The organism is Ignavibacteriota bacterium, assembly GCA_016713565.1.
Lineage (GTDB): Bacteria > Bacteroidota > Ignavibacteria > Ignavibacteriales > Melioribacteraceae.
On record JADJOX010000007.1, the window covers coordinates 1,294,212 to 1,309,257 of the forward strand.

Sequence of the window (15,046 nt, forward strand, 5' to 3'; positions counted from 1 at the left end):
TTATTTAAAATGAATCTTTCGCAATTATGAAAAGATCGGTTAAACTCACTGAATTATAAAAATCAATAACGTTCAAAATTCTTAAAAATTTTTGGGGATTATTAGGTATTTATTAGATTTTCCTTTTTTTCACCAATTCTCGTTTCGACTTAATTTATTATATTTATCGATCAAATTTTAACAATAATTGAAAGAAATTATGACATCACGCGAAATCAGAGATCAATTTTTAGAATTCTTTAAATCGAAACAGCATACTATTGTGCCAAGCGCGCCTGTGGTTCCATATGATGATCCCACTTTACTTTTTACCAATGCTGGAATGAATCAATTTAAAGACGTTTTTTTGGGAAAAGGAAAAAGAGATTACAACCGCGCGGCCGATACACAAAAATGTATACGCGTAAGCGGAAAGCATAATGATTTGGAAGAAGTTGGTCACGATACTTATCATCACACTTTTTTTGAAATGCTGGGAAATTGGAGTTTTGGCGATTATTATAAAAAAGAAGCGATTGTTTGGGCTTGGGAATTATTAACCGAAGTTTGGAAACTTCCAAAAGATAGATTATGGGCTACAGTTTTCGAGACCGACGATGAAGCTTTTGAACTTTGGAAAACAAAAACCGATATAAATCCGAAACATGTTTTAAAGTTTGGCGCAAAAGATAATTTTTGGGAAATGGGCGATACAGGTCCCTGTGGTCCTTGTTCGGAAATTCATATAAATCTTTCTGATGATTTTGATAATCCGAAATATGTAAATGCCGGGGTTCCGGAATGTTTGGAAATTTGGAATTTGGTTTTCATTCAAAATAACAGAGATGAAAACGGTATTCTGCATGAACTTCCTGCAAAACACGTTGATACCGGAATGGGATTTGAAAGAGTGTGTGCAGTTCTTCAAAACAAAAAATCAAATTATGATACCGATGTATTTCAGCCGATGATTCAAGAGATTTCCAAAATTTCAAATGTACCGTATGATACCGAAGAACATCAAATTCCAATGCGTGTTATTGCTGATCATATCCGTACACTAACTTTTGCAATTGGAGATGGAGCGGTTCCCGGAAATGACGGCAGAAGTTATGTTCTGAGAAGAATTTTAAGAAGAGCCGCCCGTTACGGTAGAAAATTAAATCTAAATGAACCTTTCATGTATAAATTGGTTGATGTTTTAGTTAAAACAATGAGCGGCGTATTTCCGGAAATTAAAACAAACCAATCCAATATTGAAAAAATAATTAAAGCGGAAGAAGAAAGTTTTAATGCTACTTTGGATAGAGGAATTACTTTGTTTGAAGAAATTTCTCAAAATATAATTTTGAAAAAAGAAAAAGTTATTCCCGGCGAAGATGTTTTCAAACTTTACGATACTTTCGGCTTTCCGGTAGATTTAACAAATGTTATGGCGCAGGAAAAAGGATTGAGAATTGATGAAGATAAATTTAATGTTTTGATGAATGAGCAAAAAGAACGCGCTAGAAAATCAACAAAAGAAAAACTGGGTTCTGTGAACATCGTTGAAAAATTATCCAACTTTGAAAGTATAAAACCTTCAGATTTCATTGGATATGAAACCCTTGAATCAAAATCAAACATTATTGAAATTACAGATGATTTTCTGATTTTAGATAAAACTCCGTTTTATGCTGAATCGGGCGGTCAAATTGGAGATACGGGAATTATTGAATTGCAGAACCGAGAAATTAAAATTCTAAACACCATAAAAAATAACAATATTTTTGCTCACGAATATGATGGAACTGTTAGTGATAATTTTAGCGGAGAAGTAATTGCAAAAGTTGATAAGAACAGAAGATGGGAAATTATGCGTAATCATAGCGCAACACATTTTCTTCATGCCGCGTTACGACAAATTCTCGGCACGCACGTTAAACAAGCCGGTTCTTATGTTGGTCCGGATAGATTACGTTTTGACTTTGCTCATTTTCAAAAAGTTACTCCGCAAGAATTGCAGGAAATTGAATCGCTTGTAAATTATAAATTGCACGAAAATATTGAACTTCATCATCACAGAAACATTCCTTTTGAAGAAGCAAAAAAAATGGGAGCTTTAATGTTCTTCGGCGATAAATACGGCGACAAAGTAAATGTTGTTCAGTATGGTGATTTTTCATTAGAATTCTGCGGCGGAACTCACGTAAAAAATAGTTCCCAAATCGGATTGTTTAAAATTATCAGCGAATCGTCAATCGCCAGCGGAGTAAGAAGAATAGAAGCCGTTACCGGTTTAGGCGTTGAAAAATATATTCAAAATCAAATTCTTGAATTAAAAAATGCCGATGAAAAAATTGCTCAATTAAATGATGAAAAAAAGAAAATTGAGAAAGAACTTTCAGAATTTAAATTGAAAGAAAAATTAGGCGGAATCGATTCAATAATTAAAAATCCGACTGAAGCAAAAGGTATAAAAATATTTAAAGGAAAAGTTGACGCTAATAATATGGATGAATTAAAATCCATGGGTGATGAATTAAGAGAAAAAATGAAAAGCGGTGTTGGAGTTTTAATTTCAGAAATTGATGAAAAAGTCGGAATTGTTTGCGTTGTTTCGGATGATCTTATTAAAGATAAAAAAATACTTGCGGGAAAAATTGTCGGCGACATCGCAAAAATTGTCGGCGGAGGCGGAGGCGGAAGACCTCATTTGGCTACTGCCGGCGGTAAAGATGTTTCTAAAATTGCCGAAGCGTTAAACAAGGTTGAAGAATTTATATAACAGTTTTTTATAACCTCCGAAGTTTTTAAAACCTCGGAGGTTTGGAAATTATGAAGATTTATTGTTTCTGTTCTTGTCTTTTCTTTTTGTACTCGTCAAAAGCGGCTTCGCCTTCGTCTTTCCAAAATTCGTGATAGTATTTCCAATTCTCAGCTCTTTTCTTAAATGCTTCTTTTCTGTCAAAATTGCCGTTGAATCTTCCAAATGGTCTGGTTCTATGAAAACCATGATGGCATTTATGTCCGAACCCGCCGACCAATAAACGCGCTAAAACTAAAATTCCAACAGCCTGCAAATAATTTATTTCCGGTAAAGCGAATATTGCCGGCATCAGCCAATTCCACAAAAGCATTATAAAAGTTCCAAAAATAAACGCGAATAAAACAGCCAATGATATTCCGCCTAAAATCCATAAAGCAATTTTTAATGGATTCTTTCTTTTACAAACAAATTCGTTCATTTGTTACCTCGTTATTTTTATATATTTAATATTTTCTGAAGATTTGCCATCGCGCGATGTTTTCTGTTAAGTAAAGTACCGATTGGTACATTCCACTCTTCAGATAATTCGGCAAATGACCTGCCTTCAAATTCAGTTTCAATTATTATTTGTTTTTGTTTTTCACTCAGCAATTCCATTGCCTCAAGCAGAAATTGTATTTCTTCATTTTTCTCCAACTCAATGCCCGCATCATAATTTCCGTCTTCCAATTCAAAATAAGTCTCGTCGTTATCCAAAGAAATTGTATTCTTTTTTGATCTGTAATTATCAATAATTTTATTTTTAATTGATCTGTAAACAAACGCCAAAGTGTTTTCAATTCTTGAATCAAAATCCGGTTTTGAAAAAATATTAAGAGCTACATCCTGAATAATATCTTCAGCTTCCAAGGCTCCGTATTCTTTTATGAATTTATTCACATAAGACTTAAGCCTATTGAATTCTTTAGAAAATATCTCTGTTAATGGATTTTGATCACTCAATTTTTTATTTCTTTTATACTTAAGACGGATAAATTAAATAATTATTGCAGTATACTTGGAATAATTTTATTTTTTCTCAATACATTATTTAATGGAATAAAAATGAGTCAAGACTTATTTACTAAAAATGAAATTGAAATAAACGCCGCGGTTTCAAAAGTTTGGGATATTTTAGTAAATCCGGAAAAAACACAATTATATATGTTCGGATGTAAAACCGTTTCTACTTGGGAAGTTGGAAGTCCGCTTACTTGGGAAATGATTTATGAAGGGAAAAAAATTACCGCTGTGAAAGGTGAAATTATCAAAATACAACCGGAGAAATACTTGGCTTATACCACAATTGATCCGAATTCAAATGTACCGGATAATCCTGATAATTATTTAATTGTTACATATAATTTATCTGAATTAAATGGTATAACAAATTTGGAAATTACTCAAGGCGATTATTCTAAAGTAGCGGATGGTAAAAAAAGATATGAAGAAACAATTGAAGCCGGTGGCTGGAATTCTATTTTAATTCAGATTAAAAATTTGGCTGAATCATTGTAACGTTATTAATTTTCAAAACCTTAATTGAGAATAAGATGAAAAAAATAATATTGTTTTGCCTTTTTTGTTCTTTGCATATTTTAGCGCAGCAAAGATCACAAAAAACATTCTGCAATCCGATGGATATAGGTTATAGATATAACTTTGAACAAATTAGTCAAAGAATATCTTACCGATCCGCCGCTGATCCTGTGATTGTAACTTACAAAGGTAAATATTATTTATTCGCCACAATTTCCGGAGGTTGGTGGAAATCCGATGATATGAGTGTTTGGGAATATATAAAACCGAATATGTGGCCAATGGAAGATATTTGCGCTCCCGCCGCATTGGTCGCCAAAGACACTTTATTTCTTTACCAATCAACTTTTGATCAAAGACCAATATTTTATACAACGGAACCCGAAACGGGAAACTTAAAATTTTATAACAGATATATGCCTTGGCGGCCGAAAGAAATCGGTTCATGGGATCCTGCTATTTTTTACGATGAAGATTTGGACAGATGGTTTATGTATTGGAATTCATCAAATGTCTATCCAATATATGGTTGTGAATTGGACCACAGCAGACAATTGGCTTATAAAGATGAAAAAGTTTTTGACTTTATTTATCTGCATCCTTGGCAGCACGGCTGGGAAAGATTTGGATTTAATCACAGTGATGAAATTGACCCGTTTATTGAAGGCGCTTGGATGACAAAACATAACGGAATTTATTATTTGCAGTATGCCGCTCCGGGAACCGAATATAATGTTTACGCAAACGGAACTTATATCGGAAAAGATCCGCTTGGTCCTTTTGAATACGCGCCTTATAATCCCATATCTTATAAACCCGGTGGTTTTATGATGGGCGCCGGACATGGAAATACTTTTCAAGATCTTTACGGAAATTATTGGAATACCGGAACGCCGTGGGTTGCCGTTAATTGGAATTTTGAAAGAAGAATGTCAATGTTCCCGGCGTTTTTTGATAATGACGATCAATTTTTTGCTAATTCACGATTCGGAGATTTTCCTCATTATCTGCCCACGAAAAAACTATCTAGTAAAGATGAGTTGTTTACAGGCTGGATGCTGTTATCATATAAAAAACCTACGACTTGCTCTTCAGTCAGAGACACATTTAATTCTTCCAAAGTTACAGATGAAAACGTTAGATCGTTTTGGGTAGCCGATAAAAATAAAGCCGGCGAATGGCTTATTATTGATCTTCAAAAAGAGTGTAATGTTAAGGCAATTCAAATAAATTATTCGGATTATAAATCCAACATCTTTTTCAATGACTCAACGGTTTATACACAATTTAAGTTTTACGCCTCAAAAGATAAAGTTAATTGGGAATGCGTGGTTGATTTATCGCAAGATAAGCAAGACAGACCGAACGGATATTTCGAATTGGAAACTCCGGTTGACGCCGAATATATAAAATTTGAAAATGTTTACGCGCCGACGCCCAATTTGGCAATAAGTGATATTAGAATTTTCGGAAACAGTAATGATCCGCTTCCGGAAACACCGCAAAATTTTAGCGCGGAAAGACAATGCGATCAAAGGAACGCGGATATAACTTGGAATAAAGTGGAAGGCGCGGTAGGCTACAATATTTTATGGGGAATTGGGAAAGATAAGCTTTACCAAACATATCAAGTATTTAATGATAGTAAAACGGAATTGGAAATTAGAGCCTTGAATGAAGGACAGGATTACTACTTTGCAATTGAAACATTTAACGAAAACGGTGTTTCTAAAGTAAGTGAAGTTGTTTATTGCAAATAATTAATTTTCAAGCAGATATAATTTTCCATTTTTAATATTTACGTCAATATTGCCTTGGAATTTATTTTCTTTCATTACATCATAAAAGATCCTTAGAAAATATCCGTGCGAAACAATTAGGATTTTTTCATAACCGGAACTTTTGATTATTTCATAAAATTCGTCAATTCTTTTTTTTGTTTGATGAAAATCTTCCTTTTGCGAATTGTGCGATTTATACCATGCAATCCTTGCTCCAATGTGCCAAACAAATACCGGAAGTTTAATATTCATTTTTGTAAAAGGAGAAATCGAAACTTCTTTCAGCAAATCCGTTTTAATAATTTTTCCGGTAAATATTTTTTCAGCGGTTGCAACCGCTCTCGGCAAAGCACTGCAGTAGCAGATTTCCCAATCGTTTGAATTTATTGCCAATCCATTTGAGGTTATGGGAGCGGAGTCATAATTTTCCATTGCCCGCGTGAATTCCGAAGAAGAAAGAAAAGTTTTCTCGTTTGTAATTACTTTGAAATGACGTACAAGTCCAAGTCTCATAAATATAAATTATTTTAAAAATGAAAATATATGTACTAAAAATAATTTAAATTTAGTATAATTACGGGAAATAAAACTTTGGTGGCAATTTTGCAGAACCCGAACCGACACAAAAATGATGACATAGAGTTGATATGACAAACGACTTTTTAGACAGTGCAAAAAAACAGTTTGAGTATTACAAAATGCTCGGAGAAAAAACATTTTCGCAAGTACAAGATGACAAATTGTTTTGGCAATACAATGACGAAAGTAACAGTATCGCGACAATCGTAAAACACCTTTGGGGAAATATGCTTTCACGTTGGACAGACTTTTTGACTTCAGACGGAGAAAAGGAATTTAGAGACAGAGATGCAGAATTTAAAAACGACATAAGTAGTAGAGAAGAACTTTTAAGCAAATGGAACGAAGGTTGGTCTTGCTTTTTCAACACAATTAATTCATTGACAGCAAATGACCTTGATAAAATTATTTACATTCGCAATCAGGGACATACCGTGGCCGAAGCCATTAATAGACAACTTGCTCATTATCCATATCATATTGGACAAATTGTTTTTATAGGAAAACTACTGTGTAATGAAAACTGGACTTCCCTTTCTATTCCGAAAGGTAACTCGAAAGAATATAACGCTGACAAGTTTGCACAGCCGAAACATAAACAACATTTTACTGACGAATATATAAACAAAAATAAATAACTGCCACAACATGGGTTTGCCAATAGCGGGGCTGAATTGCAAGCCTTAACATTTTGCATTCTATTGAACATTGTCATAAATTTGAACATTAGTATTTCGAAATCTGCCATTACGCAAAGCCGCAAAACTGTTGGCGGCAATTTTTAGAACTCATAACAAAGTAACAAACAAATGAAAAAATTGAAATACTACTTTATAATAATCTGCATTGTAATACTAGTACTATCAATTATTGTAAATATACCTGAAAATAAGAAGGAGATTAAAACAACACATTTTACTTTCCTCTATAGCAGTAGTATTGACTCTTCAAGTATCATTGGACTTTCAAAAGTATTAGAGGACAATTATTCAAAAATCGCTATTAATTTTAATACAACTCCTGCCGAAAATATTGAAGTGAACATTTATGATCAAAGATGGAGATATATAAAAGCAACTGGACATTGGGGTGCTTCGGGGAATATTGAAGGGGTTTCAAAACTTCACTTTGTAAATAACGCGTGGTTAGAAAGTGAAATCGAGAAAATCGCTGTCCATGAATTTGTTCACGCAGTAGTTCTCAAACTATTAATTGACAGAGAACCAAAGCCATTAAATATCGAAATGTTTGATAATAGGTTTGCGACCTTTCCAATATGGCTCTGGGAAGGACTTAGCGTTTATGAAGCAGTGCAATTTTATGATCCTAAAACGCTAGCCTATTTTAGAAACGGGAAATACCCGCAAATCTCAGAATTAAACAATCGTTCCCAAGGGCAAAAGATATACACTTGCGGATATACCATAATTGAGTACATCCTTAAGGAATATGGAAGGGACAAATTAATTGAACTTATAGAATCATATGGAGATTTAAAAAATGTTCTGAACCTAACTGAAGAACAATTTTCTGGTAATTGGTATAATTTCATAAAGAAAAAGTACAACTTGAAATAAAAACTACCGCCAACACAGGCTATAATTCATTGCTGTTGAATTCCCAATCGGAATTCAACGGATTTTTCCGCAACGAAATCATAGCCCGAAAACGTTGGCGGAATTTGAGAATCACAGCTTACGAGAATATTAAAGTAAATTAATAATAAATAAACATCAAAAACTATGAAAGCATTGATAAGTTTAATTTTACTTCTGGTAATGTTTGTACCGGCAACATTAAAAGCACAACAACTACCAGATTCACTTCTTAATAAATTAATTGGTAATTGGACACTTAATGGTATCATAGATGGGCAAAAGACTATTCATGACATTGATGTACAAAGGGTACTTAATGGACAATACGTTCAATTAAAGGAAGTGTCAAGAGAAAAGGACCAAAAAGGGAATCCACTTTATGAAGCTATAGTTTATATTTGTTGGGAAGAGTCTAAAAAACAGTATTCCTGTCTTTGGTTAGATAATACAAGTAATGGAGGTATTTCTAATGGAATTATTGGACGTGCAAATCAAAATGGTGATAAAATTGAGCTAATATTTAAATATGGAGATACAAATCAATTTCATACGACATTCTTATATGATAAAGGGACAAATACGTGGCAATGGCTTATGGACGGAGAGGAAAATGGTAAATTGCAGTCATTTGCAAGGGTAATTCTAACAAAGAAAATCTAGACAAAGCGAATATCCTTCATGAAATTAATTGAAAGTAATAAATACCGACTAACATGCAATAATGGCAACCCTAAATGACAGTATACACGATGACAAAAAGTATTAAAATATTAGTTATCCTAAATTTTCTGATTATTTTTCTATCTAATCATACTTTCGGGCAAAACACCTCTACAAAGGAAATTCTTTGGACAACAGATTGGAGTCCTAACGGAAAGTTTATTGCAATTGGAGGCAATGTTGACACTTTAAAAATCTATAACGAAGGAAGTCTAACATTACACAAGTCATTTCCAGTAAAGAACACTATTACACGTATTAAATGGCACCCGTCATTGAACATTATTGCAGTTACAACTCAAATGTCTGACGAAAAATCGTTTATTCTCAATTTAGGGATAAATGAGAAAATTGAGCTAAATGGCATCTCACCAGACGGTGCAAGAGGAGTTGATTGGAGCTATACTGGTGAATATTTAGGTGTTGCAGACAATGACGGACAAATATTGATTTATGATATTAAGGGTAAATTGATCAGAAGATTTGTAAATCAAGTTAACTCAACCAAAGGAATTACTGCTCTCGATTGGCATCCAAAAAAAAATATTCTTACAACCGTAACAGACAAGATTCGCTTTTTTGACATTGAAGGAAATTTATTAAAATCAATTAAGCATAGACAGGAAGAAGTAATGTTGTTAAGCATTGCTTGGCACAAAACAGGGAGCTTTTTTGTAACTGGAGATTATGGAGATGAAAAAGACAAATCTTTACTACAATATTGGAACGAACAAGGTGAACTCTTAAAAACTATTGACATCAGCGAAGGGGAATATAGAAATTTGGCTTGGAATCCAAATGGTGACAGACTTGCAACAGCAAGTGACGCGCTAAGAATTTGGGACACAAATGGGAACCTTATTTCAGAAGGAAATTCTAAAGACTATTTATGGGGAGTTTCTTGGAATGAAAAAGGAAACAGAATTATTACTTCAAGTATGGAACAAAGAATAATACTTTGGAATAAAAAAGGAAAAATAATAAAGTCAATAGAATAAAGGGCAGACACTAAAATCGTATAGGCAATAGTAGGGCAGACGGAAGCAACTGAGCATTTGTACTTCTATCAACATATGTGCTATATTTGGACTAACGGTTTTCAATGCTCTATCTTCAGTAAGACCAAAACAGCAAGCGGTAATTAACAGACTGACTTAAATAAGAAAAACTAAATACATAATGAAAACAATTATATTTACATTAACTTTCATTTTTGCGCTGACCAAAACTTTTGGACAGACAGAATATCAAAAACTTAAAATTTCACATTTAACGGGTGACTTTTATATTTATACAACATACAATACTTATGAAGGAAATCAAATTCCGGCAAATGGAATGTATATTGTAACTTATGATGGTGTAGTTTTGTTTGACACTCCTTGGGACACGACACAATTTCAGCCTTTATTAGACAGTATTAAAGCGAAGCATAATAAACCGGTGACAATTTGTATTGCAACGCATTGGCACAGCGACAGAACAGAAGGACTTGAATATTATAAACAGCTTGGAATTAAAACTTACACGACTAAATTTACAGATGAATTAAGCAAAAAGAATAACAAGAAAAGAGCCAAATACTTAATTGAAAACGATACTACTTTTCGGGTTGGACAATATGATTTTGAAACTTATTATCCCGGACAAGGACATACAGCGGATAATATTGTTATTTGGTTTGCTAAAGAAAAAATTCTATATGGCGGCTGTTTAATAAAAGGCGCAGAGGCTGAAAATTTGGGATATTTGGGAGATGGTAATGTTATTGAATACGAAACTACTCTTAAAAATGTGCAAAATAAATTTCCTGACCCTAAATATATAATCGTTTCACATCACGACTGGAATAACATCAACTCGTTGAAACATTCAATAGAATTGGCAAGAAAACTCAAAAAAAACTAGAGTTAAAAGTGATTGCCAAAAGCGAGGCTGAAGTAATTCTATTAATTTTTTTTACTAAATTTGAACAATTGTATTTCCATTGAAGTTCGTCGCAAAAACCCCGGCTTTTGGAAATACTCGAATCACTAGCGGCTATTTTAGTACAGGCAATCATAACAAAGCAAGAAAAAAAAAGTGAATAATAAAATGACAAGACAAATTTTTAAAATCACACTAATACTACTTGTTGGCATATTTTTTATGTCAGTTATTATAAGTTGTAACGCTAACAACAAATCACAAAACAAAGTAAGTTCAGATACAGCTTCTGAAAAAGTAGTAATACCGGATACAGTTGTTCAGTTTTTAATAACCTCAGCTTTCAATGATTTTCAAAATCATCAACCACCGACTCCTATTGATTTTAGGAATGTAAAAATTGGATATATTGAATCATATCCAAATGAGATTACCTACATTTTATGTGGTGAATTTCAATCACGGGAAAATAAAGAGTGGATAGAATTTACTACTATAAAAACTTCAGGATATGAACAATACATTGGGAAATCACAATATTGCAAAGATGCAAAAATAGTTCTGACGGATAACAACTTAACAATTGAATTAAAAAATAAATTGAATAAATAAACCGGCAGAAAACACAACCACAAACATCAATTTGGCACAATGATAACTGAAGTTCAACTTTGAATCATTTAGTAAGGTTCAATAAAATGAATTGAACTTTAGAACTGAAAATCCAAACTCACTTAAAGCGGCAAAATTTTGTATGCATAAAGAATAATAATATTCAGTTACCTCATTCAATTATCACAATAAATTGTATCTTCTATTTTAGTTTTTACCAAACTTAAAAGTTTTACTATAATAAAATTAAATAATATATTATTGTTTCTTAGTAAAGAAAAATATAATGGAATTATTATAAAGTTAATTATATGTTATTATAATTTTAACTTTTTATGAATAATTTACATTTTGTATAATTTTGAAGAACAATTTGTATACGGTAATAGTTTTAAAATCACAAACACGAAAGAAAAATAATATGAATTCAAAATTTAAAATAACCTTATTGGTAATTATTGCTTTTACTTTAGGCTTTCAATTAAATGGAATGATATCGGAAAATAATTCAGATGAAGGCAGAGTTACATCGATTGGGGGAATTTTCTTTAAATCAAAAAATCCAAAAGAATTAAGAAATTGGTACATGGAAAATTTGGGCATAAAAGTAAATGATTACGGCGCCGTATTTGAATGGAGACACGGTTTGGATTCCTCGCAAAAAGGTTTTACTCAATGGAGTCCGTTTAATGAGAAAACAAATTATTTCGAGCCATCTGCAAAAGACTTTATGATAAATTACAGAGTCGCGAACCTAGACAATCTAATTAATAATCTTAAACAAAAAAATGTAACAGTATTAGACTCAATAGAAAGTTATGATTACGGCAGGTTTGTTCATATTATGGATTTAGAAGGAAATAAAATAGAATTGTGGGAGCCTAATGATATCGCTTATGAAAAATTAGGCGAATCTATTAATTGTGAAACCAATAAGTGATCATTAACTAAAATTAAGATTGAAATCCAACCGCGAAATTTTTCGCTTAGTTAATCATTCATATTCAATTTTTAATTTTATACAGAATATTCTCGCAACTCAAACTTTGATCTGTTTCCAGTCAAATAAAAACAATTTCATTCCTAATAGTGATAATTGTAAAAGCAAACAAAATTATAAAAATTTGCTTTTCTACTAATATTATAATCTTTTCAAATTTTAAATAAACACAAAATATTTTTTGTAAAATAAATAATATTTATTGTTTATCAATAAATTTTTATTATCTTTGAGATACAAATAAAATTCAAGAAAATATTATGTCAAAAACAAAAAAATTTATATTTACAATCCTGCACATTGTTGCTTGGGTAATTTTTATAGGCTTGTCTATAGAAGCAGGAGGATTGATAGTCAATTTTATTTTTAGTTTGGTCAATCCTGAATTTGTCGGAAATCTTTATCAAAAATTGGACTTAAGCAAAATGTACGAACAAAGCAAATTGGTCTTTTTTAGTACATACTTTTTGCTGTTGTCTACTTCTATTTTAAAGGCTGTACTTTTCTACATTGTAATAATGCTGCTTATTAAATTAGATTTGTCAAAACCATTCAACAGTTTTGTTACAAAAAAAATACTGCAGATCAGTTATTATACTTTCACCATTGGAATACTTAGCCAGATTGCTTCTCAGTTAGTTAATAATTTTGCTCATTACGGTTATGAAATAGATAAACTAATTCCGTTTTGGGCAGACAGTCAGGCGTTCATTTTAATGGCAGCTGTAATTTATATTATAGCTCAGATTTTTAAAAGCGGTGTTGAACTACAGAATGAAAACGATTTAACAATATAAAATATGGCAATAATAGTAAACTTAGACGTAATGATGGCTAAGCGAAAAATGTCGCTTAATGAGCTTTCGGAAAAAGTGGAATTAACACTTTCCAATTTATCAATCTTAAAAACCGGAAAAGCGAAAGCAATAAGGTTCAGCACTTTAGAAGCTATTTGCAAAGCACTTAATTGTCAGCCGGCAGATATTTTAGAATTTGTTGAGGAACCCGAAAGATAATCAAACGAAGAATATATTTTTGAAAATTCACATTTATTATTTGGTGGAATTAACTGAAAGAATATGTTCAGACAATTATTACTATTTTAGGTAATAATTAAACAATGTTCTCTATAATCACATTTTACTTATATAAGTTTTAACGTTTCAAGAAGCTCGCAAAAATTATTTTCTCTTTAAAATAGCATGCATTTCAAATTAATATATTCATCTTTATATTGCCAATAATTATAAAATTCTATTTTTCATTTATTCTTAAAAGTTAATTTCATGAAAAATATTTTCGGCATACTTTTAGTCTTATCAACTTCAATTTGTCTTGTTGGACAAACATCCTATGATGAACCATTAAATTTAGATTCTATTGATAGCGTTACTTTAGATAAGTGGTCAGAGCCTTACCGTAATTGGGTTTATTATCCCGAGCCAATAATTCCATCAGATTTAAAGATTCCCGGCTTTGAAGATTTTAAAAATTTTGACGTACCTTGCGTGTATCAAATTCCTGATATACCGGATAAATGGTTTATGAGTTTCATTGGATTTAATGGCAAAGGATACAATAGTTTTGTCGTTGAAAGCAGCGATCTTATAAACTGGTCAAATCCGAAACTTGCAATGGGTTTTGGTCGCAAAGGTGAGTTTGATTACGGCGGATGTGTTATAGGAGCGTATTTGTATGATTCATATGATATTAAAGCTTCACGAATGCTGAAGAAAAAAGATGATAAATTTTGGACGCTTTACGGCAGTTATGCGGTTCAAGGACAATATGAAATCGATCCCGGTTATGAAGGAGTTGCAAAAAGTGATGATGGAATTACATGGCTTCGGGCTAAAGATAATTATATCTTATCCGTACATGACGCTGATATTCGTGATTGGGAAAAGGGCTGCATTTATCAGCCTTGGCTTGTAGAATACAACGGACAGTTCTATAATTTTTATAACGCGAAACGAATGCCTGAATGGATAGAGCAAATTGGAATGGCAGAATCAAATGATTTGTTAACTTGGAAAAGATATGCAAATAATCCAATTGTTCGCATTCGTAAAAATGGTTATGATGAAAAATTTTGTTCCGACGGTAAAGTATTTAAAGACGGTGATCATTGGATTATGTTTTATTTCGGCGTAGGAAAAGGCGGCGCTCATATAATGTCGGCATTTTCAAAGGATTTGAAGAATTGGACGCCGCACCCGGAACCGCTCTATAAAGCCGGAGGACATCCAAACGGACTTGATAAACAATATGCTCATAAAATATCATTGGTTTATAATAAAGCGAATGATACTTTCTATATGTATTATTGTGCCGTTGGAAATAAAGGACGCTGTATCGGACTTTTGACAAGTAAAAAATTGTAAACTTATCTATAGATTCAAAATAATTGATTTTAAGAATTTACCTATAGATATCGTTTATCAACATGCCATTCCAACATTTTAGAATTCTGACGATTGCTAACCAATAGTTACATTAAATGTCTAATTCAATTTTTTATTTT

16 protein-coding genes are annotated in these 15,046 nt (G+C 32.3%); 13 read left to right on the top strand and 3 right to left on the bottom strand.

Annotation, left to right across the window (positions count from 1 at the left end; genetic code table 11):
• Nucleotides 1-199: 199 nt before the first annotated feature.
• Nucleotides 200-2,746 (top strand): alanine--tRNA ligase, encoded by a 2,547-nt coding sequence (gene alaS, locus IPK06_13060; protein ID MBK7980901.1) that lies wholly within the window; start codon nucleotides 200-202, stop codon nucleotides 2,744-2,746.
• A gap of 58 nt (nucleotides 2,747-2,804) precedes the next feature.
• Here alaS and IPK06_13065 read toward each other — a convergent pair whose 3' ends face one another.
• The gene (locus tag IPK06_13065) at nucleotides 2,805-3,206 is read right to left on the bottom strand and encodes a hypothetical protein (protein MBK7980902.1); all 402 of its coding nucleotides are present in this window, start codon (nucleotides 3,204-3,206) and stop codon (nucleotides 2,805-2,807) included.
• A gap of 17 nt (nucleotides 3,207-3,223) precedes the next feature.
• On the bottom strand, nucleotides 3,224-3,730 hold the full coding sequence (locus tag IPK06_13070) for an RNA polymerase sigma factor (GenBank protein ID MBK7980903.1): 507 nt from the start codon (nucleotides 3,728-3,730) through the stop codon (nucleotides 3,224-3,226).
• A 102-nt stretch (nucleotides 3,731-3,832) separates the two neighbouring features.
• Between IPK06_13070 and IPK06_13075 the strand changes: the two genes are divergently transcribed.
• Together IPK06_13075 and IPK06_13080 are read left to right on the top strand one after the other, a co-directional pair.
• On the top strand, nucleotides 3,833-4,285 hold the full coding sequence (locus tag IPK06_13075) for an SRPBCC domain-containing protein (GenBank protein ID MBK7980904.1): 453 nt from the start codon (nucleotides 3,833-3,835) through the stop codon (nucleotides 4,283-4,285).
• Between the two features lie 35 nt (nucleotides 4,286-4,320).
• The gene (locus tag IPK06_13080; GenBank protein ID MBK7980905.1) at nucleotides 4,321-6,066 is read left to right on the top strand and encodes a family 43 glycosylhydrolase; all 1,746 of its coding nucleotides are present in this window, start codon (nucleotides 4,321-4,323) and stop codon (nucleotides 6,064-6,066) included.
• Here IPK06_13080 and IPK06_13085 read toward each other — a convergent pair whose 3' ends face one another.
• Complete coding sequence (locus tag IPK06_13085; GenBank protein ID MBK7980906.1) at nucleotides 6,067-6,600, bottom strand: histidine phosphatase family protein; 534 nt, start codon at nucleotides 6,598-6,600, stop codon at nucleotides 6,067-6,069.
• Nucleotides 6,601-6,734: 134 nt separating this feature from the next.
• On the opposite strand from IPK06_13085, the gene IPK06_13090 reads away from it, so the two are divergent.
• From IPK06_13090 to IPK06_13135, 10 genes are all read left to right on the top strand, one after another.
• A complete protein-coding gene (locus tag IPK06_13090) occupies nucleotides 6,735-7,304 on the top strand; it encodes a DUF1572 family protein (protein MBK7980907.1) in 570 nt (189 codons plus the stop codon).
• Nucleotides 7,305-7,475: 171 nt separating this feature from the next.
• A complete protein-coding gene (locus tag IPK06_13095) occupies nucleotides 7,476-8,243 on the top strand; it encodes a hypothetical protein (GenBank protein MBK7980908.1) in 768 nt (255 codons plus the stop codon).
• 165 nt (nucleotides 8,244-8,408) lie between these two features.
• Entirely contained in the window at nucleotides 8,409-8,924 is a 516-nt protein-coding gene (locus IPK06_13100) for a hypothetical protein (GenBank protein ID MBK7980909.1), read from the top strand.
• A gap of 74 nt (nucleotides 8,925-8,998) precedes the next feature.
• The gene (locus IPK06_13105) at nucleotides 8,999-9,982 is read left to right on the top strand and encodes a hypothetical protein (protein ID MBK7980910.1); all 984 of its coding nucleotides are present in this window, start codon (nucleotides 8,999-9,001) and stop codon (nucleotides 9,980-9,982) included.
• A 181-nt stretch (nucleotides 9,983-10,163) separates the two neighbouring features.
• Entirely contained in the window at nucleotides 10,164-10,892 is a 729-nt protein-coding gene (gene bla / locus IPK06_13110; GenBank protein MBK7980911.1) for a BlaB/IND/MUS family subclass B1 metallo-beta-lactamase, read from the top strand.
• Nucleotides 10,893-11,078: 186 nt separating this feature from the next.
• Nucleotides 11,079-11,522 (top strand): hypothetical protein, encoded by a 444-nt coding sequence (locus tag IPK06_13115; protein ID MBK7980912.1) that lies wholly within the window; start codon nucleotides 11,079-11,081, stop codon nucleotides 11,520-11,522.
• Between the two features lie 490 nt (nucleotides 11,523-12,012).
• Nucleotides 12,013-12,462: a VOC family protein gene (locus tag IPK06_13120; GenBank protein MBK7980913.1), complete on the top strand. Its 450-nt coding sequence runs from the start codon at nucleotides 12,013-12,015 to the stop codon at nucleotides 12,460-12,462.
• 320 nt (nucleotides 12,463-12,782) lie between these two features.
• Nucleotides 12,783-13,319, top strand: a complete 537-nt coding sequence (locus tag IPK06_13125; protein ID MBK7980914.1) for a DUF2975 domain-containing protein — start codon at nucleotides 12,783-12,785, stop codon at nucleotides 13,317-13,319.
• A 3-nt stretch (nucleotides 13,320-13,322) separates the two neighbouring features.
• Nucleotides 13,323-13,538, top strand: coding sequence for a helix-turn-helix transcriptional regulator (locus IPK06_13130; protein ID MBK7980915.1), 216 nt, complete (start codon nucleotides 13,323-13,325; stop codon nucleotides 13,536-13,538).
• Nucleotides 13,539-13,808: 270 nt separating this feature from the next.
• Nucleotides 13,809-14,906 carry a hypothetical protein gene (locus tag IPK06_13135; GenBank protein MBK7980916.1) on the top strand — a complete coding sequence of 366 codons (1,098 nt, stop codon included), beginning with the start codon at nucleotides 13,809-13,811 and terminating at the stop codon, nucleotides 14,904-14,906.
• Nucleotides 14,907-15,046: the final 140 nt, after the last annotated feature.